Annotated in this window: 12 protein-coding genes and 1 pseudogene; 3 read left to right on the forward strand and 10 right to left on the reverse strand. The window is 44.6% G+C overall.

Annotated elements, in window-relative coordinates; genetic code table 11:
• The 8 genes and pseudogenes from FD973_RS06545 to FD973_RS06580 all read right to left on the reverse strand — a co-directional run.
• Positions 1-1,606 (reverse strand): annotated as a pseudogene (locus tag FD973_RS06545) (hypothetical protein); the annotation flags it as partial.
• A 162-nt stretch (positions 1,607-1,768) separates the two neighbouring features.
• On the reverse strand, positions 1,769-3,538 hold the full coding sequence (locus FD973_RS06550) for a FecR domain-containing protein (protein ID WP_215322533.1): 1,770 nt from the start codon (positions 3,536-3,538) through the stop codon (positions 1,769-1,771).
• Entirely contained in the window at positions 3,538-4,776 is a 1,239-nt protein-coding gene (locus FD973_RS06555) for a tetratricopeptide repeat protein (protein WP_215322534.1), read from the reverse strand. Before FD973_RS06555 ends, FD973_RS06550 begins: the two co-directional genes overlap by 1 nt.
• A 145-nt stretch (positions 4,777-4,921) precedes the next feature.
• Positions 4,922-5,836, reverse strand: coding sequence for a hypothetical protein (locus FD973_RS06560; protein ID WP_215322535.1), 915 nt, complete (start codon positions 5,834-5,836; stop codon positions 4,922-4,924).
• 11 nt (positions 5,837-5,847) lie between these two features.
• Positions 5,848-7,566, reverse strand: a complete 1,719-nt coding sequence (locus FD973_RS06565; protein ID WP_215322536.1) for a helix-turn-helix transcriptional regulator — start codon at positions 7,564-7,566, stop codon at positions 5,848-5,850.
• Positions 7,567-7,614: 48 nt separating this feature from the next.
• Positions 7,615-8,820, reverse strand: a complete 1,206-nt coding sequence (locus FD973_RS06570; protein WP_215322537.1) for an HlyD family efflux transporter periplasmic adaptor subunit — start codon at positions 8,818-8,820, stop codon at positions 7,615-7,617.
• A 38-nt stretch (positions 8,821-8,858) separates the two neighbouring features.
• The gene (locus tag FD973_RS06575; protein ID WP_215322538.1) at positions 8,859-13,163 is read right to left on the reverse strand and encodes a peptidase domain-containing ABC transporter; all 4,305 of its coding nucleotides are present in this window, start codon (positions 13,161-13,163) and stop codon (positions 8,859-8,861) included.
• Between the two features lie 27 nt (positions 13,164-13,190).
• Entirely contained in the window at positions 13,191-14,954 is a 1,764-nt protein-coding gene (locus tag FD973_RS06580) for a TolC family protein (RefSeq protein ID WP_215322539.1), read from the reverse strand.
• A gap of 341 nt (positions 14,955-15,295) precedes the next feature.
• Between FD973_RS06580 and FD973_RS06585 the strand changes: the two genes are divergently transcribed.
• The gene (locus FD973_RS06585; protein ID WP_215322540.1) at positions 15,296-16,924 is read left to right on the forward strand and encodes an HD domain-containing phosphohydrolase; all 1,629 of its coding nucleotides are present in this window, start codon (positions 15,296-15,298) and stop codon (positions 16,922-16,924) included.
• Between the two features lie 55 nt (positions 16,925-16,979).
• Here FD973_RS06585 and FD973_RS06590 read toward each other — a convergent pair whose 3' ends face one another.
• Positions 16,980-18,572, reverse strand: coding sequence for an adenylate/guanylate cyclase domain-containing protein (locus FD973_RS06590; protein WP_215322541.1), 1,593 nt, complete (start codon positions 18,570-18,572; stop codon positions 16,980-16,982).
• Between the two features lie 155 nt (positions 18,573-18,727).
• Complete coding sequence (locus FD973_RS06595) at positions 18,728-21,706, reverse strand: GGDEF domain-containing phosphodiesterase (RefSeq protein ID WP_215322542.1); 2,979 nt, start codon at positions 21,704-21,706, stop codon at positions 18,728-18,730.
• Positions 21,707-21,859: 153 nt separating this feature from the next.
• On the opposite strand from FD973_RS06595, the gene nadA reads away from it, so the two are divergent.
• Positions 21,860-22,987, forward strand: coding sequence for a quinolinate synthase NadA (gene nadA / locus FD973_RS06600; RefSeq protein ID WP_215322543.1), 1,128 nt, complete (start codon positions 21,860-21,862; stop codon positions 22,985-22,987).
• A gap of 28 nt (positions 22,988-23,015) precedes the next feature.
• Positions 23,016-23,873 (forward strand): carboxylating nicotinate-nucleotide diphosphorylase, encoded by an 858-nt coding sequence (gene nadC, locus FD973_RS06605; protein WP_215322544.1) that lies wholly within the window; start codon positions 23,016-23,018, stop codon positions 23,871-23,873.
• Positions 23,874-23,881 lie beyond the last annotated feature (8 nt).

The following is a 23,881-nucleotide window of genomic DNA, read 5'->3' on the forward strand; positions in this document are numbered from 1 at the left end:
CCACGCGTGCGTCAACGTGCAAGGTATAAGTGAGACTACCCTCATCATCTACCTTACCGCTGCCAGTGTGCAAGCTATCACTAGAGATGCTCACAAACACACGGTCATCTTCTACGGTGAAGGTGTCACTAATTGCGCCACCACCATTACCGATGCCGATAGTGTAATCCGCACCAACTTCAGTGCCAGGATGGCCAGCAATCAATGAGGCAAAGCTCGTACCATTGCTGTCGGTAGCTGTACCAATATCTTCAACAGTGATGATAAATTTCTTGCCATGGGCTTCATCGGCAGAGACAGTAAAGCTTGGTGACTCGCTATTTAATGCGACATACTTAAAGGTGTCAGTGCTTGCATCAGTACCATCAATATGCACACGAACTTTGGCGTATTCATTTGAACCAATCGTTGCGTCCACGCGTGCGTCAACGTGCAAGGTATAAGTGAGACTACCCTCATCATCTACCTTACCGCTGCCAGTGTGCAAGCTATCACTAGAGATGCTCACAAACACACGGTCATCTTCTACGGTGAAGGTGTCAGGGTTGCTTGTAGTGTTACCGCCAAATAAATGGTTTAGTTGTGGGCCAGTACCAGTGTAATTGTCTGGATTATCGAGTCCTGATGGAGGTGTTCCAGCATTCAGTGTATACAGCTGTGTGCTATCAACATACACAGAGAATTGATGTCCATGCAACTCATCTGTTGGAATGGTAATTGTTGTACTTGGATTTGTTACCTGAACAAATTGATAGGTAGTTGTGTTTGTAGTCTGATCAACAATCACAACACGCGCATATGAATTTGGCTCTAGTAAAGTTCCGCCAGTATCAATTTTTAATGTGTAAGTTAAATTTGCTTCATCATCAACTTTGCCGCCTTGATGACCATTTACTACGCCATCTGGATTCAATGTGACGGTGATGCTATGTAACTCTGGAATACCGGATGTAATTTCATTGGGATTAACAGGTGAACCAGGAGGCACATCTGGGTTGGTAGGATCAGTTGGATCTAGTGGCACCTTAGTATTATTTGGCGCAGGATTTGTGCCAGCAGGAGGGGTTGGCGAACCACCCTCACCGCCATTACCTTGACCTCCATTTGCACCTTGAGCACCTTCGCCGCCTTGAACACCAGGTTGACCACCATTAGGACCACCAGGTCTAGTTGCTCCCGTTTGACCACCAGTATTGCCACCTCTATTTCCGCCACCAGGGGGAGGATTCACAGCATCGGCAGATTGTTGTGTAGCAGTTTCTGCGCCGCCATTAGCACCATTGTTACTTCCACCGTCGTTTCTAATGGTGCCATTGATATTGGAATTGGAGCCAGGACCCGCACCATTGACACCAGCGCCATCAAGACCTGAGTCTTGCCCTGCGCTGGTGTAATTGGGGCGAGCGTCATTCGTTCCTGTTCCCGCGTTATACAAACTTGGACCATCAGGAGCTGGCGTACTTTGTGGCGTGACGTTGGAATTTGAACCGGCAGTTTGCGGGCCAACGCCTTCAGACCCTTGCGGCTGTTGCTGCAAGGAGGTCATATTATCTAGATGCTGAGCATCCTCAGCATGTTGTTGTACGTTGGTATTTGCGTCAGCCATGGCGGTCTCTCTCTTAATCAAGAATGGGGTACAAAACCCCTGTTTACGCCACTACTCTATGCTCTACTCAATTTACCTACAATTGGAAAATAGGTTATATAACCTTAGTTATAAGTATAGCAATTTTATATAGCTTAGATGCAGTTTCAGGCTTGGATGTGACTATCGCTTGAAGACTGCTACACCCTGCACTACATTACCGCTAGAGCTGAAGTTATAAGAAAGCCCCGCAGCCTGGGCCACAGGTGAATTTCCATAGAAAACCACTTGGCCGGTACCGTTACAAGCTGAGGTACATACTGGGTTAGAACCGCTAGTCTTAATAGCAGTTACGTTAACGTTATTGCTAGCAGCAGAAGCACTCAAACCACCCGAAATGCCCATATTTAGGAAGGCATAACCAGAGGGCTGATTGGTATAGAGATTCATATTGCCGGTAATTTGATTGCTCGCAAAATTAGCCGTTAAATTGCCACCCGTAACCGCCCAAACAGCACCCGGTACCGAAGAAACATAAGTTGGAGTGGTTGCACCAACCAATGAGAAGTTCAGAGTTACTGGACCCAAGTTTTGCAATAAGTTAGGATTGGTCCGTTCACCCACGATGAAATGAAATCCATTATCAGCAGGCATCGCAATTAAATTGCCACTGTTGTAGTCAGCAACGATCACATTGCCGTTTGCCCAACGACCCCAAGAAACAACTCCAGCTAGATTTCCTCCATCCAATTGCTGGGCTGTTCCAATTGAAAAAAGCACCGGTACCGAGGTACCGACCACTGTATAGCCTGGCGGTAAATTAATTTGAGTGACATAAGTATTAATGCCGCTACCAGCCACGTTAATTTGATTCAATCCCGTAGCAGGCAAGGTAGTAGGCGGATTGGAATCAGTAGAAACATTATGCGGCGGCAAGCCATCAATTGTCTGAATGGGTCCAGTAGGCCAAGTTTCAGCCTTCTGCAAATAGTATGAATAAGTTGCAGGAATTGGCGCCTTACCATCCCCTTCGGGTTTGTTATAGAGCTGGGATTCATATGGAGCAAAAGGCGATATTCCAGTTGCTAGGTACGGAGATGGATTCACAACCACACCCATCATCATTGGCAAGGGTGAACTGGGTGTGGAAACTTGCTCATCCGCTCCTTTGGCTGGCGGACTTACTGCTACTGCCAAAGCTGGGATATCGGTTGCATTACCTCTGCCTTTAGGCTTGGCGCTCTTTTGTCCAGCTAAGGGGTCAGGCAAGAAGTTGGGTGGTTGGGATAAACGCTTCGCTTGAGAATTATCATCCGCCACATAAGCGTATTGATCCACCCCCAAAGACTCAGTACCCGCTTTGTTCTTGATGGTAATTTGACCTTCAAACACGCCAGCATACAAACCATCTTTTACTGGAGTCTTGTCTAAATTTAAGCAATTACCATCACAATAATTGAGGTTGTATCCAGTACCACGAATACCCACCGTTGCCACAACTGCGTTGACTTGGAGGTTATCTTTATTCTCACGACCAATAGAACCAGTCACCGCACGCACACCGCCTTTTACTAGGCTGAGATTGGCTTTTTCTGATCCGTCAGACTTGCCGTTGAATTTGTATTCATTGATCTTAAATTCAGTTTGTGCGCGCAAGGCAATCACTGCTGCATCACTCATCCGAATTTGCGCATTACTGGCGACACCGGTAATCACAGAATCGCCCGCTTGCACTGCCGTACCTTTTGGCGCAGGAATCATCTGTCCGCCACGATTAATCTTGACATCACCAATCGACATCAAGAGCCTTCCCGCTTCGGCATTCGCTTGAGCGTAAGCCTCAGGTGAAATTGAGGTCAACAATAAAGTGATTGCTACTGCAATCACTTTTACAGTGGTAGAGAAGCGAGAGAAGAATGGGTGCATAAACGATTGACCCCGTAGATACCGCATCAGTTCGAACTCCAATCGTAGCGTAGTTTTAACGCGCCTGTCCATTGCTGATATGAATATAGGGGTAAATTAGAGCTATTGTTGTAATAAGTGGCTTCTAAACGTGCGCTCAACTCTTTAGTAAGCTTATATTGCAGAACGCCATTACCCGAGAGAAGGTTATCGCTGCGACCTTGTTGATAAACAATATCCGGCGCCTGGTAGTTACTACGCGCATAACCAACACCTAGCGTCACGCCCCATTTATCTGTTGGCACCACACTCAACTGTAAAGTTCCCCCACCGATATGACGTGCAAGGTCGGGTCGATTAGAGGTATTAATTTGACTTGCATAGTTGGCACCAACATCGACCACTGGTTTCCAACGTGTTGTTGGAAACGCTTTGCGGTAACCGACCGTTCCTACATTGAGTGTCGAGTCATAAGCACTATATTGACTAGAGTAATTCATGCGCGTACTGCCGCCACCCAACATAATGGATTGCGTTTCAGTTAATTGACGCACGTATTCAGCACCGCCACCGCCAGTATTTGGTACAGGAACTTGGTCCAACTTTGCCAAACTTCCAAAAGCAACAACCTTATACAAGTTTGGGCCATCAGCATACTTCACACCAGTTGTCGCATTAGTGACATCTAAGTTATATCCGCTAATTTGAGAATAGCGTTGCTGACTAGAATTGACGCTAACAAAAGCGCTCACATTGGTATACAGAGGAACCACTGCATTAGCACCAACGCTGCCATATGAGAATACTGAGTGTTGAGGTAGTGCCGTAGGAGACAGGAACACGGGACCCCAATACGGCAAAATAATGTTGTTAATTGCTGCGGCGGTATTGACGTTGCTGTTATAACCAGCACCCAGCTCTATATAAGCACCATACACTGGCTTATAACGTCCTTCTTTTTCTTTGATGGCATCTAGGTAAGTATTGACAGTTGCAACTACACCAGCAGGTGGCTGACGTTTTTTAACTTCTTCAAATTCTTCTTTTGCTCGTTGATATTCACCGAGAGCAAAGTAGGCACGAGCAAGCTCTAGACGCACTAGATCATTATTAGGGTCAACTAACAATACACGCTCTAGCGAAAGCACACCAAGAGAGATTCTGCCAGAATCGACAGCAGCAACTCCATAGTAATAATCAAATAAGGTATCGCCCATTAATTCTGGATGCTGATTACCCAGCTCATAGGCCTCTTTTGCTTTTCCCTTTTCAATTAATACCTTCATCTCATCTGGTATGGCTGCCAGAGATAAATTCGCTCCTACTGAAAATAATACGCAGCAGCTTATCTGCAATATGTTGCGCAGATTCTGACTACGAGATCTTTTCTGAAGAAGGTGAAAAATGTTTAGCACGAGATGAGAAAGTGAATTAATTTAAATAAGGATCTTTTAATACTTTTTTATAACATTGTATAAATTCGGTGTGTCGCTGATCAAACTCGGCACAACGGGATGCTACCTTTAAAGTGCGACGATGTAATTCATCTTTATCCATATGATATGGGCCTTTGATGTCTTCATATAATTGAGCGCGTTTCGTCAAATAATTGGAATCAAATCCACTTAAGCCATATAAAACAATTTCTTGACTACTCAAACGGTAAACACCCTTGTATTGATGCGCTTGCATTGCCTGAAATAAATCTGGAGGCATGCCCATCTCGGCAAAATAAGCCGCTAAAGAACTTTCAAAGTTTTCCAAGAGACGTTTAGCCGATGGATTGGAGTTCACATCCACTTCTTTGAGTATCTTGGCATTATTGTCGCTTACAGTAATGCGACCACGATGAATACCAATCGTATAAGCAGGTGCAGCACGCACTACCCCACTAGCCAATACTAAGATGCAAGCACTGGCACACTGTCCAGTAACAAAAGTATGGGCATTGGCTTTACGTAATAAACGCCCCATCTCCATGGCAGCCATACCATCGCCACCAGCAGAATCTAATAAAACTATCAATCCTGCTGGAATAGGATCGCCCTTCACCTTGGGTAATGCTTGCTTTAGAGAGGCTAAGGTGTTTTTAGAGATAGGGCCCTGAATACCAATCACTACAGCCCGATCGCCATTGTCATCTACTAAAGGTGCAGATTGATTAACGGATTCTGCTTTAGTTGCATCAACAGAAGACTTGTTATTTTCAGCATCTAATACGATTGCATAGGGGAAAGTATCGCTTTCTCCTAATGGTAGATGTTTTGCATTTGCGTTGAAATTACAAAATAAGACCAAGCAAGCAGTCACTGCCAAATATGTAGCAAATTGATTGGAGTGTTTCATGAAAGACGCACTCATGCTTTAGCAACCTCTAAAGGCATTGCTTCTAAATGACGAATAGCATCAATAGTGGAAACATCTCTAAAGTCAAATCCACCATTAACACCAGGAACTATCAAACCAAAACTCGTTAGCTCATGAATTGCAGATTGAGCTTTGTGATGGGAGTCGCATTCCTGCGTAATAGATTCCGCAAGAGAGATCTCAGGATTATTGACAGCCTTTGTCAAAATATTTCGCGCAGAATCTGAAAGACTGTCCAACATAACTTGAAAGTCGAGCTGAATACCTTCAGGAAATACCGCACTCTCTGGTTGCGTCATCGTAAATGTACGAGAGAAAGGTTGTTCCGTTGGTCGTGAACCCAATAGACGCGCACAGGTTTGACGATTTCCGGTCTGCGGTAAATTTGCGGCGACGATAATAATCGGCCTAGCAGCAAGTAAATCAATGCCAGCATCGCCTAGAAGCATTTTGAAGGAATCTAAAGTTTTGAGTCCATAGAGCTCAACCATCAAGGGCGCTGTTTGGGCGATTTGACTCAATAAGCCAGCGATTCTCTCACCCGCGGTGTTATAGATCTTTTTCTCTTCTAAACCAAGCGCATCAAAAAAGACTTCAATTTGCGTAGAGTAACTAGCCAGCAGACGATCGCGACGATGATTATTTGGCGCTCTTAAACGCAGTAGCTGTATACCTCTTGCATGCGCAAAGTTCCCCATTGCGTCCATCAAGGAACTAGCTGCTAATGGAGGCCATGACTCCACGGACAACCATTGCGCAACGCCTTCTTGAACGCTATCGCAAATTCTGCTCATGAATGGCAAGCCACCCCATTGCAAACTGCTATCCACTAAGGCCGCTTTACTCGGACCAATCGCACAAATCTCACCCACATTACGCAGCTCAATGGTTTTGCCACCATCACGGGTACGAATGTCTAGCCAAGGTAAAGAATGAGGAGAAAGCTTTTTCGTCAAGAAATCAGAAAGAGGGCGGCGCAAAATCTTGGAGTGCTGAGCTAGCAGCATCGCTTTGCGATAAGCATCGGCAGCATAGAGATTTTCTATACCCTCTTCTACCAATTCAGGATGAGAGGCCACTCCAATACCTAAATCAACTTTGCCTGAAAGTGAAGCAAGATTTTTCGCTACATAACGTGCCATCCACTCTGACATGTATTGAGCAAAATAAGCCGCTCTATCACTATCATCTAAATGGGCTCTAGGATGACCAAACCAAGCAACCAAACTTCCATCGGGAGAGATGGAAAGTCGACCATCCAAGCTATCGAGCAAACTCTCTGCTTGCTTTTGTAAATCCACTAAAAAATGATTTCTGACAGCAATCGAGTCAAAACTACTGGCGGAAGCGACAAAGTCTGGCAACGCCAAACTCACGGCGGAGATTAGCCGCCACTGATATCGTTCTGCTTTTTTGGCGCTGGACCCGCCCTTGGTTGTAGGACTTTTATGCGAGACATGATCCGCATGTCGACTATTGCCATTGCTAGTCTTCAGCAACTGTTCTGCAACCACCGCTGCTTTTGCACGACTCACAACACCCAGTTTTTTAAACAAAACAAATAAGTGTTGTTTTACTGTCCCCTGTTCTATAGAAAGATCAGCGGCAATCTCCTTATTACTCTTACCCTCCGCCAACAGCCCCAATATTTGCTGTTGTCGATCTGATAAAGAAAGGCTTTTATCAGGGCTAGTTTTTAGTGTGGCCATGATCAATCTACAGAGTAGTCATCAGGAGATGAAAACTTCTGCATCGTTCTAGCGTTCCCGCATACCTTGTTTGAACGCAACGAAGATTGGGCGCAACAAGTATCTCAATACAGATTGATGATCTGTCACGATATCAGCCTGAACTGTCATACCAGGCTCAATTGTCTTATCTTCGCTATTACCTACAAAGGTTTGAGGCAGACTGATGATGACTTTGAAGTATGGCTGTTGCTTTTCATCTAAAGTGCTATATGAAGACACCATCGACACAGTGCCGTTAATCGTGCCATAGCGCATAAAGTCAAAAGTACCGATCTTGAGTCTAGCAGCTTGACCCTTCTTCACGAAACCAATATCAGTAGGTGCAACCCTCACCTCAGCATGCATCTTGCCATCCAAAGGCACTACATTCATTAAGGTAGCGCCTGGAGGAACTACGCCACCAACTGTACGGAATTTCAGATCTTGTACAACGCCATCGACTGGAGATAAGACATCTACACGGTCTAAACGATCGCGTAATTTAGTCAACTGTTCTTCGGTTTGCGCTAATTCTGATGTGGAATTATTTAAATCATCCATATTGGTACGACGGTAGCGCAATAGTTCTGCCTGAGCTTGAGTTAAGCTACGTTGAGCGTCTAAAGCAGCCACACGGGTTGCCAACTTTTCTTTTGCCAAATCGCTACGAATCGCACTCACTTCACCCAATATCTTAATTTCATTTTGCAACTGGGTGATTTGATCTTTAGAGGTCTTTAAGGTGAACTCCTGCTCTTTCACCATATCACCATACTCTTCTGGGATTTTTGAAAAATCTGCTGGGCGATCGCTTAATAGAGCGCGCAAACGCTCTACCCTTGCATATAAACTCCAATACTTAGCCGCTAAGGTTTGGTATTCAGCGCCAGCTTCTGTCGAGTTGAGGCGCATCAATACCTGACCTTCGGTAACTGTCTGGCCATCCACCACATCAATGGTGGCAATTCTTCCGCCATCCACATGCTGAATAATCTTCACCGCCTGAATCGGCATGATCTGACCAGGCGCTACCGCAACGACATCTAAAGTGGCAAACAACGACCATAGAAAGAAAATGCCAATTGCGTAGCAAACCAATTTCACTGTGGTGCGCATGTAAGCAGGAGGAGCGGCCTCCTCGAGCAATATTGCTTTCGCAACATAGTTGTCAGTGCGCCCGCCCAAAGTTAACTTTGCTTTGTCTTCAGGATTGGTATCTGGTTGCGTACTCATAAGATTAACTCTTTTGTTAATAATTAATTAAGACTGCATTAAGCAGCGGTTGGCTGTTTCAACAGAACATCAGGAGGTCCTGCTGCTCTGAGGTAGCCTTTATCTAAAACCAATAAGGTATCGGCCAAACGAATATGACTTGGACGATGACTAATAAACAGAACAGTTGCTTTACCCTTGAGCGCTTGTAAAGCTTCCATAAATTTCTGATCGCCGTAATCATCAAGACCTGCGCCAGGCTCATCGAACAACATGATCGGGGCACGAGTCAAATACGCGCGCGCCAATGAAAGTTTTTGTTTCAAGCTAGAAGGCAGTTCATTGGTGTTATCGCCAACTCGGTATTCAATGCCTTTTGGCAATGCTAAGATTTGATCGATGGCGCCAGCCATTTCTAAAGCTTGATAAACCTCATCATCCGTAGCATCTGGTCTCGCCAATCGAAGGTTTTGAGCAATTGTTGCGCGGAACAATTGAGTATCCTGCGGAGCATAACCAACAATACGGCGCAACTCTAACGGGTCAAGCTGACGAATATCGACGTTATCAATCAAGATAGAACCAGCTTGTGGCTGATACATGCCTAAGATGAGCTTAAGCAAAGTAGATTTACCACCGCCATTCGGTCCACTAATAGCCACCAAATCGCCAGGATTAATGCGGAACTCCACACCAATTAATGCTGGATCGACATTCATGGAATAACGGAAAGATACGCGTGCAAAGTCAATGCGCCCTTCGAGGCCGCGTGAAACTAAAGAAGTATTGGTTTCTTGACGCTCGCCCTGAATCTTCATCAGACTATCGATTTGACGTGTGGCATTGCGTACACGCTCAATACGAGTCATATTGGTGAAGATGGTTTGAATTGGATTCAACACTCTCCACATTAAGAGCATAGAGGCAATCAAGGCACCGGATGAAACAACCTGCATGATGACTGCTGGAACTGTCGCTGAAATAATTAGCAATGCAGAAGCCATCATCACGAAGTAAGAAATCGCCACAAGAAGCGAAGATAACTGCTCAGCCTTGTACGAGGCCATGGTTGCGTTGGCAGAGATTTCACGGAAACGCTCAAGCCACAAACCTTGTGCGCCACACTCATGAATGATGCGCATCTTGCCAATCATCTCCACCATGAATTCGTTACGCTTGGTAATAGCTCGGCCTACTGCAGCTACGCGATCATGGGTTTGACCAGCAAAAATCCAGTACAAGAGTGCGTACACCGCCAACATCACTACAAAAATAATCAATGAAATTGGATTAATGATGGACAACACTATCAACAGCACGAGAGTTGCTGGTGACTCCAAGAGCGTAGAAGCCAATGGTCCAGTAAACATATCGCGAATAGCTTCAAAACTTTGTAAGCGCGCTGTTTGCGAACCTACGGACGCGCGCTCGGTATATGCAGGTGACATCTTGAGTACTTGCTGCAAGATAGTGGCACCGAACAAATACTCAATACGGCCTGCAATATAAGCCAAGATATTGGCGCGATGCTTCATAAAGTAGTAGCCAGCACCCAAAGCAATTGCAGCACCGATCGCTAGGTAAAGCAGCGTAGCCTTAGCGCCAGCTGGAATAACATGGGTATACACAATTGACAGGAATATTGGTCCTGACATCATGACCAAACCAGACACCAATGCAGAGAGTGTCGCCTGACCAATCAATGGCATAAAACGTCTTAAGACACGACCTACCCAAGAACGCTGATCAGCGAGGTCAATTTCAGCCAAGTCATAGAAATAGGCTTTACCACGCATATCGAGTCTTGGCTCAAGCTTACCTTCGCTATCTTGAGTTACGCCTACACGCATTTGATTACCGATTCTTCCCATTACTACAAAAGCAGGAATGTCTTCATCTGGCACAAATAAGCATGGCAATGAACGTGGCTCCAATGAACCCAAGTCGCATTCCACTTCTTTGGTGACGTATCCCAACTGAGAGAATGCGTTATGAAAACCTGTTAAATCCAAACTGTCTGCGTAGTAAGGCAATGCTTCTGCAACCTCGCGCGATGTACCACGCGCATTCATCAATCTCAACAATAAAGAAAGGCAACCTGATAAATCAGTCTGCACTTTGAAATTACTTGCAACGGTTTCGTTTGTCTTTTTCCAGCGGTCTTTATCCAGATAACTTGATTTGTAAGGAGACGTGAAGTACTCCTCTTTAGATACTGGGTGATAGCTTGCTGGCAAGGCTTGGGAAGAGGTCATTCCCGCAACCGGTGTTGGAGCGGAGCTTGCTTCACGAATCGAACTAACCTTACCAGGCTCAACATCTAATAAATTGCCTTCGTGCAAGAACATCGTCCGATTTGCCAAGCGCAGGAAAGAAGGCCTTTGGGACACTATCACCAATGTAACCTTGCCTCGAATAGCCTCTAAGAACTTTAAGAAGACTGCATCACCCTCTGAGTCCATAACAGAGGTTGCATCGTCAAACAAAATAATATTTGGTTGATTAGACAGAGCTCGCACAATCGCAATACGCTGGCGATAACCAGGAGGCAGTGAATCAGCAGCCATATCACCTACTATCGAATCCCAGCCACGTGGCATCTTCGATACAAAGTCACCAAGGCCTAATGTTTTTGCAGTGCTTAATGCCCGCTCCACTCTCGCTGGATCAAATACGCTAACGTTATCTAACAAAGAGCCTTCGAACATCACTGCTTTTTGCGGCAGATAAGCTACCTTTTCAGTAATGTCATTGACGTCGATGTCCATAATCGATTGAGCATCAATTGATACAACGCCAGATGTCGGCGTCAGAATGCCTGCCATCAACTGCAATAAGGTACTGCGCCCAGAACCACTTTCACCTTTAATAGCGAGGCATTCGCCTGGCGCTACCTCGAATGAGAGATCTGTGAATAAATTCGTTTTGAGTCCAGGAAAACGATAGGACACATTCTCAAACTTGAGGCTAGCAGGTTGAAGCGGGCGATCAACGACAGTTGGCACTAAATCATATGAGCGTGGTTGTACTTCTAAACCAGGCTGCTTCAGAATATCCGCAAGGTTATCTCTTAGAACTTCGTCCTGCTGATACTTCGCCCACATTCCACCAAGTCTTTGTAATGGTGCGAGAGAACGCATCCCAAGCAAAATACAAGCCGCTAGTTCACCATTGGTGAGATGTCCTGTGATAACCAACCAGGCACCAAGCGCCACCACCAACATATTCATGAGTGGTGAAAAAATATTACCGATGCCAGATGACATGTCCAGGGCATAAGTCACCTTTGACATGATGCGCGCGCACCCTTCTTGTAAACGCTCATAGCGACGCAACATCAATGACTCCATCGTCATCGATTTCAGTGTATGGACATTACCAAGCGTCTCACTTAAGAAGTTAGCGCGACGAAGATCTGCCTGTTTTTGCTCTTTAATCAACTCAGGATCTTGGCGACCATTTCTCCAAGTGATAAAAATAAATACGCTGTAGCCCGCCAACAATAAAAGACCAACCCAAGGGCTTAAGATGAAAACAATTAGCACATACAGCAAGGTGAATGGTAGATCCATTAACTGCTGAAAGGTTTGTCCAGAGTAGTGGTACTTCAAAGTAGAAACGGATTTAAAGCCGTCCATTACCGTACCGGTACCTTTGCGCTCAAATTCATTTATAGGCTCTGCCAGAGTTCTTTCAGCAACAGCCATTAATGCGCGATGTTCAAAGCGAGCAGAAATCCAAGCGGTCGTGAATGAGCGTAGCGCACGAACAATGGATTCGAGTGCAACGGCAAGACCAACTGCAACGGCAACAATTCCTAGAGTATCCAGAGATTGATGGGGCAAGATTCGGTCATACAACTGCAACATCAACAACGGGAATGCCAAAGCTAATAAATTGATCACAATGCTGGCTGCAATAACAGTTGTGCGCTCACCATCAAAAGGTGAAAGCAGTCCAACCGAACGCTGGGCATCAGACGGATTGCGAATTTGCTTCAAGCGATCAATCAGATTGCGTATATCTTCTGAAAAAGCACTCCACTCTTTTTCGGAAACGCTCTTTAAATGCTTGTACTGTGAAACTATCAATGGCACCCAGTACTGAGGCTTTAATCTTGATAACCAAATTTTGGACTGCTCTTTAGCAATCCCCACAGCATCAGTTGAATGCCCTTTAATTTCAGCCCTTGATCCCCATACTTTGCCGTGCAAATGGAGAAGGTCATTTTTAACTACTTGGTAAAGTGCATTTCCTGCACGCAAAAGCAGCTCGTACACATAACCTAATGCAAACAATAGTTGGCCAAAGATCTGACCAATCTTTTGATATCCATTTTTTAGGGATTGAATCAATTTATTCATAACTCAAGAAGCCTTTTCAATTCCGCTCTAGGGTTTTTGTTGCATGATTGGTAAAGGCATCGCCTGCGGCGCATTTGGTGCAGTGTCGCCAGAATTCGCAGCCGGCACTTTTGGAAGCGGTCTTAAATCAAAATCCACCTCAGGTGATTGCAATGGCTTTTGATTGAGTGATGGTCCAACTCCACCTTTAGCACCCTTCTTCTCATAAGCAGGCTGACCAGCAGCGTTTACACCCACGGCCGTTTTTGTGTTAAATGCAGAATCTGCTTTTTCCTGTACCTCAGCCCAACGAGCATCAGCCTTAGGCAAACGTCCGCCACCCAAGCAAGGATCATTATCAAGAGCAGTACCACCACCAATTGCCTTAAATAGATCTACAGAGGCGCGCAATTGATCGTTACGAGAAGCAATTGCAGAATCTTCGGCCGCTAGAACAGTACGTTGAATTTCATAGAGTTGAACATAATCCATGCCGCCTCGCTCAACCACTTTGGCACTCATCTCAGCAAGACGTTGAGCGCGTACTCGCGAATCATTTAATGCTTCATATTGCTTAGCAGTTAAATTAACTCCAGACAGACTGTCTTCCACATCACGCAAAGATGAGAGCACTGCATTGGCATATGCTTCAAGTAACTCCACGTTCTTTGCACTAGCCACCTGAATCTCGGCACGTCTTCTACCACCATCAAACACGTTTTGTAACAAGTTTGCAGTGATGTTGTAGAACAAACTTTGTGGCATCGTCAGTTGAGATAACAAGAACGAACCATAACCAGCACCACCTGTCAGAGCAAAGGTTGGCAATAAATTGGCTCGTGCCGCATATAGATCAGCCTTAGCAGCCTCCAAGGCGGCCTCTGCCCTTCTTACATCGGGACGACGGCAGAGTAAATCAGACGGTAGGCCAGGAGAAACTACTGGCACCTTAATTTTCTCGACAGAGCGAGTTTGCAATTTCAAGGTGGAAGGCGTTCTACCAACCAATGCTGCCAAACGATTGAAGGCCCGCTCCCTTTGTAACTTCAGAGCTGTAACAGCCGCATCTGTATTGGTTTGCAAGATCAACTGCTGGGATAAATCAATAATCGTGGCATCACCACGATCAACACGTTTTTGCAAACCTTTGCCAACGGTTCTAATGGCTTCTAAGTTACGCTCACCGACAGCAATACGTTCATCCAAAGAAACTACTAGGAAATAAGTGGTGGCTGTGTCACCGACCAAACTGAGCGCAACCGCTTGACGGTTGTATTCGCTTGCAAGCGCTTGCGAGAAAGCAGACTGGGTATTAAATCCTTTTTTACCCCACAGATCGACTTCGTAATTTGCTAAAAATCCCACTTGCCATACTGGCTGGCTACTCCACTGAGAGGTAGATGCTGCATATCCAGGCCCGAGACCAGGCGCCTGAATTCGGTATGAGGGTCCAAAATCAATTGTTGGTGATTCGGCCGCTTTAACGACATCAGCCTGTGCTCGAGTTTGAGCAACCCGCGCAACCGCAACGCGCAAGTCATAGTTATTTGTAAGAGCAGTGTCAATTAAGCCATTGAGCTCTTCGCTTTCAAAATCTTGCCACCAGAGTTCTTTAGGGCGTGGTAACTGCTGTTCAACGGGGGCACGGAACGCGTCCGGCATCCAGCGAACATATTCGGGACCGTCAGGCGCATCTCCCTCCTTAATAATCGGAGTGGTACACCCTGCAAAAACCAAAGCAGCACAGGCTACTGCGAGAGGTAAACGGGCAAAACGCAAACGAGGCAAAACACGGCAGCTAGGTCGAGTCACAGCTTAACTTTGGTTATATATAAAAAAATGTAAAAAATAAGATTAAATTTTGTAAATAAAATCAATATGCATTATGAATCAAGGCTCTAGCTTATTAGCTGTGAAACCTGATAAATACGTTTCATATTATGAAATATGTTGCTTTTTTGCACTAAATTTAGCGTTTTTCCCAATGAAACAGGGTCTTTTTACTAAGACATAAATGAAATGATCCAACTTCATGAAATTAAGCAAAATTTTTACACTTGTTCATAATGAGTAAGAAATCAAAATATTAATATTTACTAAGCTGAAAATACCTGTAATTCAAACTCTGACTGTTGCAAAAAACTATTAAAAACATGACTGAACATATTGATAAAAAACTGATGTCGCATCTGCTGCAAATTGGCGCCTCCCTCAGCAGCGAGAAAGATATTGATCAGCTTTTAGAAAATATTTTGCAATCCGCAATGGATATCACTCACGCTGACGGCGGTTCGGTTTATAGCGTGACAGAAGAAAAAACACTGAAGTTTGAAATTTTGCACACAAAAAGTAAAGGCGCTCATCTTGGCGGCAAAAGTGCGATACCAGCAAACCTCCCTCCTCTAGCGCTATTTAAAGAAGATGGTAGCCCTGAGTTATCTCGTGTAGTTTGCTCCGCAGTTCACAAAGACCGCACGATTAATATTGCTGACGCCTACGACTCAACTGAGTTTGATTTTTCAGGAACTAAAAAGTTTGACAGCGCCAATCAGTACCGCTCGCAATCTTTCCTCACCATTCCCATGAAAAATCATGAGTCAGAAATCATTGGTGTAATGCAACTCATTAATGCCACCGATCCTCAGACTGGCAAGATCATTCCTTTTTCTGAAACCAATCAAGAAATCGTTGAAGCCTTAGCCTCGCAAGCCGCAGTAGCGCTCACCAATCGACTCTTGATGAACCGACTAGAAGAATTATTCGAGTCATTCATAAGCCTAATTAACCACGCAATTGACGATAAATCTCCATACACCAGCGGTCACTGTAATCGCGTTCCTGAGCTAACCATGATGCTGGCGGATGCGGTAAATCGTTGCAAAGCTGGACCTCTCGCAGACTTTAATATGACCGAAGCGGATCGCAAGGAACTCAAAATTGCTGGTCTATTGCACGACTGCGGAAAAATTACTACACCGGTTCACGTAGTAGATAAAGCAACCAAGCTTGAAAAAATATTTGACCGTATTGCCCTCGTTAAAACTAGGGCAGGTCAAGTTCTTCAAAACTTTGATCTTGAAGCGGCCAAAGGCAATCTCTCTACTGAACAAGCTACCGAGAAAAAAGCGCAATTGCTGGATGACTTTGCATTTTTAGAACGTTGTAATGTTGGTGGCGAATTCATGAAAGACGGCGATATTGAAAGAGTCAAAAATATTGCAGCACTTTATCAATGGCGTGATTTAGAGGGAAATGTCTTGCCCCTCCTAAATGAGGAAGAGATTAAAAACTTAACGATTCGCGCTGGCACCTTAAATGACGAAGAACGGCAAATCATTAATCACCATATTGATTTGACCATTAGCATGTTGGAGCAGTTGCCATGGCCAAAACACTTGAAGAATGTGACTGAATATGCCGGTGGTCACCATGAAAAAATGGATGGCAAAGGATATCCAAAGGGACTTACTAGAGAACAAATGTCGGTACCCGCGAGATGTATGGGTATTGCCGACATCTTTGAAGCTCTCACTGCGCATGATCGCCCATACAAAAAAGGCAAGACACTGAGCGAATCTCTAGAAATTTTGGGCAAAATGAAACTGGGTGCCCACGTAGATCCAGACCTCTTTGACGTGTTTATCTGGGAAAAGGTCTATGAAGAATATGCGAATAAATTTTTAGATCCCAAGCAAGTCGATGAAGTGGATGTGAGCAAAATTCCAGGTTACAACCCGCCACCTGAAAACTATCAGCAAGCCAAGAAATTAAATTCTTTATAAATGCCTTGCTGAAGTGCTCGCTTGAGTGCTTGCTTGAGAGCGTATTTGAAATTGATTAATACTGTCTGCTAGCGGTCACTCTACGAATCTCTGTCACCGCCAATTGCGCGATATCGCGCAATTTATCGAGCTTCCCGTCGTTGAGATCCACTAAAGATTCAACTTGGGCATAAGAAGATAGTACAAAGCGATCGCCATTCTCAACACTATGGTGCATGACACCAAACTCGATGCGACTGCGTTCATCACTCGTTAGGCGTGAAACTAAATTTTTAGTCGCCCAAATGCTGCCATGGCGCGCAAAATCACTTAATCTTGAAGCGCGATTGATTGTGTCACCCAATACGGCAAATTCCACATGGTTTGCAGACTGGAAGCTGCCAAGCCACTCCTGACCTTCATGCAGGCCAATGTTCAGTTGCAATTCAGTTAACCAATTTTTACGTAATTGCCAATCGGCACTAATTTTTCGCATCGCCTGTCGAAGTTCATCAGCACAAGCGATTGCATTAAATAAATAGTTGGATTCGGGCTGAGGGAAGAAGTAGTAAACCACTCCATCACCAGCGTGCTTTCCATGAGTGCCCGTGTACTTACGCAGTATCGGACTCATGGTCGACCAAATCTGGTTAATCAACTCAAAATATTCATCAGGTGGCAATTCGGAGCAAATACGTACCGAGTTTTGTAGATCCGCAACGAGAACAGCTAATGGCGTCATCACTGGCAGACGCTTGCTGAGCAGACCTTGAATCACTTGATCACGTTTGCCCAAGAAAGCGAGCAGATCATCTTCTCGATGATCGGATGCCGTATGAATAACTAGAATCCCCTCGCGGAAATACACTGCGTACACTCTGTACAGCATTGGCAGGCCGTTTGGCCCAGTACGAATGAGATCCAACTCAGTAATAGCAGATGAAGGTTGCTGCTCCTGCGCCTTTGTCTGAAACTTCAAATCTACAAACAAGTCCAACAAATCAGGATCTGCCGCCATCACCACTTTGGTGAGCGATTCTTTCCCCATCCTTGCGCTTGCTAAATGCAAATGCAAATTCGCTAACGCACGCTGATCATTGAGACTCAGTTTAGATTCGGGGCGTGAAAACAATTCAAAGAGATTTCTCTCTGAACTTTGCGCAGGAGGCGTTGTAAAACAAAATAATTCAGTGCGCGCAGCTTCATTCAACCAGGTAAGCTCAAGGTTGTAATTAAGCATGTAAGCTGGCTGCTCTAAGCGATCCAAAGAAAGCATCATTCCTTGGCTAGACTGCATCGCATGTTTCTTTGGAGATACAGAAGTAGCTTTACGAGATTCAGGCGCTTTCGCCGAGGCAAATTGAACCGATTCAAGCTCATGAGCCAGCTCCGAGTCATAACTCATATCACTCACGCCTAAGAGCGCATCGGTAGAAGCTAGCTCTTGGGCAATTAAATTCATGGAGAGGCCTTTGGCCTTTAACGCTTGGACAGTCTGAATGCGATCAACCGCATCATCAGGAAAGTACCCCAATAAACGAGCCGCCCCTGCTGTATCACCAGCATGAGACTGAACATTTGGCTTAGGCAGTATGCCAAGCTGTATGTAGTTATTGAGGGTTGCTCTGGAGATGCCGGTTTGTTCCAGCAACTCCTTACTTGAAATCATTTAGTCAGGTGTCCAATCGTTTTTCAATTCCCAAACCAAAAAAACAGAGGCCGGGGGATCATTTATACAGCTATACAAATGATTTAGACACGTAAATCTACAAAAACAATCTGATTTGTTGCAATTGGACAACAATTTAGACAGCTGTTTAGGACTTAACTACTAGAAATCTCCAACAGCTTCATAAAGTCTTCCTCAGGAACTGGACGGCTAAACAAATATCCCTGCCCTAAGATGCATCCAACATTCAACAATGCTTGACGCTGCTCTTCAGTTTCAACACCCTCAGCAATGGTGTGCAAGCCAAGACCAGAACCCATGGTGACCATAGCCCGTACCAAGGCTTCATCGGACTTGCTGTGTGTAATTTGCCGAGTAAAGGAGAAATCGATCTTCAAATAATTGAAATTGAAGTTTCTCAATGCTGAGAGCGAGGAATAACCTGTTCCAAAGTCATCAATAGCGAACTTAAAGCCCGCCTTATGCAACAGGGCAATCTTCTGAGCCACACGAGCGTTCTGATTCATCATCGTATGCTCAGTCACTTCAAGAATAATCTGACTGCTAGATAAACCTCGCTCTTGCAGGTAATCAATCCAATCGAGCGCGGAATGTTTATTCGAGTTGAATTGACTGCCAGAAACGTTAATGCCAATACTGATGTCCTTGCTATTACTTGGCAAGTCCTGCAAAAATTGACAGACCTGTTTAAATACCCAATCACCAATCTCAATAATTAGACCCGAGTCTTCTGCAACTTCTATAAAGTTCACAGGCAAACTCAATTGACCGTTTTCTTTCTTCCAACGCAATAACGCCTCGGCGTGCAAAATTTTTCCTGAGGCTAAATCTACGATCGGTTGGTAATGCAAGTAGAACTGATTATTTTTGAGAGCATTTCTAAGCTCAGAAATCACTCGCATTTTTTGATCGGCAACTTCTTGCAAGGATTGAGTGAAGTAATGAAACCCATTTCTTCCCTGCGTCTTCACGGCATACATGGCCTGGTCAGCCTTCATTAACAGGCCTTTAGTGCTCGTTGCATCTTGCGGATAGAAGGCAATGCCTAGAGAAGCAGTGATGTGGAAAACCTTACCATCTATTTCAATGGGTTCAGCCAGTCGATCAGTAATACCCATAAGGACTTTATCTAAGTTCCTAGGATGCTCAAGATCATTCAAAATAATGGTGAACTCATCTCCACCAATACGTGCCACAGTATCCGATTCTCTTAATTCCGCTTTAAAGCGTTCTGATACCTTTCTTAAAATTTCGTCTCCAACATCGTGACCTGAGGTGTCATTAATATCTTTAAACCGATCAAGATCAACGAAGAGTAAGGCAAAATTATTTTTACTGCGATCTGCACGCTTAATAGACTCATCTACTCGGTCTAAAAATAAACGTCGGTTTGGAAGTCCCGTAAGAGCATCGTAATTGGCTTGACGCGTAATGATTTCGCGATATTTTTTCTGATCCGACACTTGAGAAATAAGGCCAACTCGTTGGCGAATATTTCCCCTGTCATCCAATGCAGAAAATAGCGATAAGAAGCCTAAGTAATTCGTACCATCACTACATTTAATGCCGACCTGCCCCTCCCAATGACCCACAGAGTCTAATGCGGGTAATAAATCAGAATAGGTGCTGGCATTATCAGCCTTTACAAGTAAGGACTGTAAATTAAGGCCGGCTATTTGATTTTTACTATAGCCAGTTAAACCTGTAAAAACGTCATTCACAAGCACTATTTCATTCTGGGGATTGGTGATGAAAACCGCCTCTCCAATGGCCTGATAAACAGAAGAAGTAATTTTTAATAGGTCTTCGTTTTTCTTTCTATCGGTTAAATCAATTCCGTAAATTGCAAACTTATCCCCTGCACTTACTGAGCCCCAGCTAATATATTTTTTTTCTCCATTTTTGCAAACAATCCAGGATTCAACAGGAACCATGGGAGTGTGCAAATGCCTTGCCTCATGAACGCGCTCGTCCCATATGCGCTCAATTTCTTGTCGATATGCCACATTGGGATAAGCGAGACTCCACCAATCATCACTTTTCTGTAAATCACTAGCGGTATAGCCGGTTAAATGCGTATATGCATCATTAACTAAACCCATTGATCGCTTATCCACATCCAAAATTGCCATGGATACTGGAATGCGCTCAACAATTTCTTTAAATCGTCCTTCAGCCTTTACTAAATCTAGATTTTTAGCCTGATTATTTTCAATCAGCAAACTAATCATTAGACTTAAAAAGCCTATCAAACTCAAAAATACCCAAATGCTGATTGGGGCTGGGTCATTCATCATGCTGTGATTGAAAAAGCCATGACCATCATAAGCGCCTAAGATGGACTGAATGACTGTCAAGGCCAATACCAACATGGCTCCATGACGTCCATATCGCAAAGCAGCAATCAACAATATGGGGAGAATTAAATACCCTCGATTTTCAAAGTTCAAAGCTTCAAATTGAGTATTTAGCCAACCAAAAAGAACGCCCTGCCCAAACAAAAACACCAAACCAAAGAACGTGATGACTTCATATAGCTTTGGCGTCTTAAGCCAATCTTTTGGAAACCTTCTCCATACCAAAAGAACGGGGGTAAAAAATGCAGCCCCAAAAAAATCACCTATAAACCAGGTGTAAAAGACGGTTTGAAACTGTCCAGGCTCAGCGCGCCCTGATTGATAAATAATGGTCGCATCAATTAAACCGCTCGACAAACCCAAGATGGTGGAAACCAATACTAGAGACGCAATATCTAACAAAGAGGATAAATTGCGATTAAATGGGAATACCTTCGAGAGTAAATAGGCGGAAAGAATACAACTTACGGTACTCCCCAACGCCAACATCAGGGCGGTAAACAAACCAAAACCGCCAAGCATTTCCCCCGCCACTGCGGCGATAAAAATATAAGGCCAATAAGAAATACCAAAATTCAGAAGCAACGCTAGACCAATACCAGCAGGAACCCAAATCAGACTTGCACCAGATTCACCAGCAAAATTTCGGAGAATATAGCCTGCAATATAGGCATATAAAACTGACCAAATTAGAACTTGCAATGTTCTTAAAGATTTGAAATCAGGGGATTGAAAGAGTGTTTTGAGGAAATTCATCTGTAACTAAATCTGCATTCCAAGTTTGTGCTTACAGTACTCTAACACCCCCTAGGGCATTTTTTAGGCATTTCCTAAAATACCCTACTTTGTCTTAAAAGCACCAAAACCAAGCCCAAAACCTCAGGGTCCCTTATCGGGTTAAGATTTAGCATGATCGAAACGTCCTCTACCCCTATTCAATTTGATTACCCTCAGCAAGACTCGACTGGTCTGACATGCACGGCTCAAGCTTGGGCTAAAACTCCGCAGCCACTCTCAGCCCTTGAGAGACCTCAAGTCATAGAGAAAATCAAAACCCTTTTACGTGAAAAAGATGCCGCATTAGTCGCGCACTACTATGTAGATGCGGATATTCAAGACCTAGCACTAGAAACTGGCGGTTGCGTTGCCGATTCTCTAGAAATGGCCCGCTTTGGGAAAAACCATCCTGCAAAAAACCTCATTGTTGCTGGCGTCCGTTTTATGGGCGAGACAGCAAAGATACTCAGCCCTGAAAAACGGGTGTTTATGCCTGACTTGGATGCAACTTGTTCTTTGGACTTAGGCTGCAATGCTACAGACTTTGCTACTTTTCGAGCCGCGCATCCTGATCGAGTGGTAGTTGTCTATGCCAACACCAGTGCAGCCGTAAAAGCACAAGCGGATTGGATGGTAACCAGCTCCTGTGCTTTAGCAATTGTTCACCAGCTCAAATTAGAAAATAAGAAAATCTTATGGGCCCCTGATCGCCACTTAGGGCGTTACATACAGGAACAAACTGGCGCCGATATGTTGCTTTGGAATGGGGCATGTATTGTCCATGACGAATTCAAGGCAATAGAGCTAGAGATGTTAAAGGCGCAGCATCCAAATGCCATGATCTTGGTCCATCCTGAGTCACCACAAGCTGTTGTCGACCTTGCTGATGTAGTTGGCTCTACTTCCGCCATGATTAAGGCTGTAGTTGATGGTAATGCCACTGAATATATTGTGGCAACTGATAACGGCATTCTGCATCGCATGCGCCAACTTGCCCCAAATAAAAAATTAATTGAAGCCCCGACCGCAGGCAATAGTGCGACTTGCAAAAGTTGTGCTCATTGCCCTTGGATGGCCATGAATGGTCTCGTCGGCATTGTCAATTGCCTAGAGAATCATGTTGGCGAAGTCTTTGTTGAAGAACCTATCCGCTCACAAGCATTGGTCTGTATTGACCGCATGTTGGACTTTACAAAAAACCACCCTGACCTGCTTGCTAAAGCACAGCATGGCTTTGTCAAAAATATTGGCTCAGCCTAAACCAAAATAAGTAAATAAAAATAATCTCATGTTTGAATTCAACGAAACCTTAGAACAAGCTCGTCAACGCAATATTCACGACGCACTATTAGAAGATATTGGCACTGGTGATTGGACTGCTATGCTGGTGCCTAAACGAAACGTAAAGGCGCAACTCATTATTCGTCAAGCAGCGGTCTTATGCGGGGTTGACTGGTTCGAAGGCACCCTTAAAAAACTAGATCCTCAAGCGAAGATAAGCTGGTACTACATGGAGGGCGATTTCATGAAACCCGATACCACCGTCTGTGATATTCAGGCTGACTCCCAGGCTCTTCTATCAGCAGAACGCACTTGCATTAATTTTTTACAAACACTCTCTTGGACAGCCACGATTACCCGTCAATATGTAGATGCCATAGCGGGTGCCAGCCCAAATGCTAATGGATGCGCTGTATTAGATACCCGCAAGACACTCCCAGGTTTGAGACAAGCCCAGAAATATGCCGTGCGAGTAGGATCCGGCCAAAATCAACGCTTAGCTCTATGGCATGGAATCCTGATTAAGGAAAATCACATCGCTGCAGCAGGAAGTGTATCGGCCGCGTTAAAAAATGCCGAGGCTTTAAACGCTGGGGTTGATATTCAGATCGAAGTAGAAAATTTCGCCGAATTAGAAGAAGCTTTAGCGGCAGGCGCCAAAAGCGTTCTGATTGATAACTTCACTACCGAACAAATGAAGCAAGCTGTAGCATTTACAGCAGGTCGCGCTCTATTGGAAGCGTCTGGAGGCATCAATCTAGATCAAATGCGTGCCATTGCCGCGACCGGAGTAGATCGAATTTCGCTCGGTAAATTAACTAAAGATGTGAACGCCGTAGATTTCTCAATGAGAGTTCTGGGATAAACCAATCA

The sequence above is a fragment of the Polynucleobacter sp. MWH-Braz-FAM2G genome (genome assembly GCF_018687635.1).
Classification (GTDB): domain Bacteria; phylum Pseudomonadota; class Gammaproteobacteria; order Burkholderiales; family Burkholderiaceae; genus Polynucleobacter.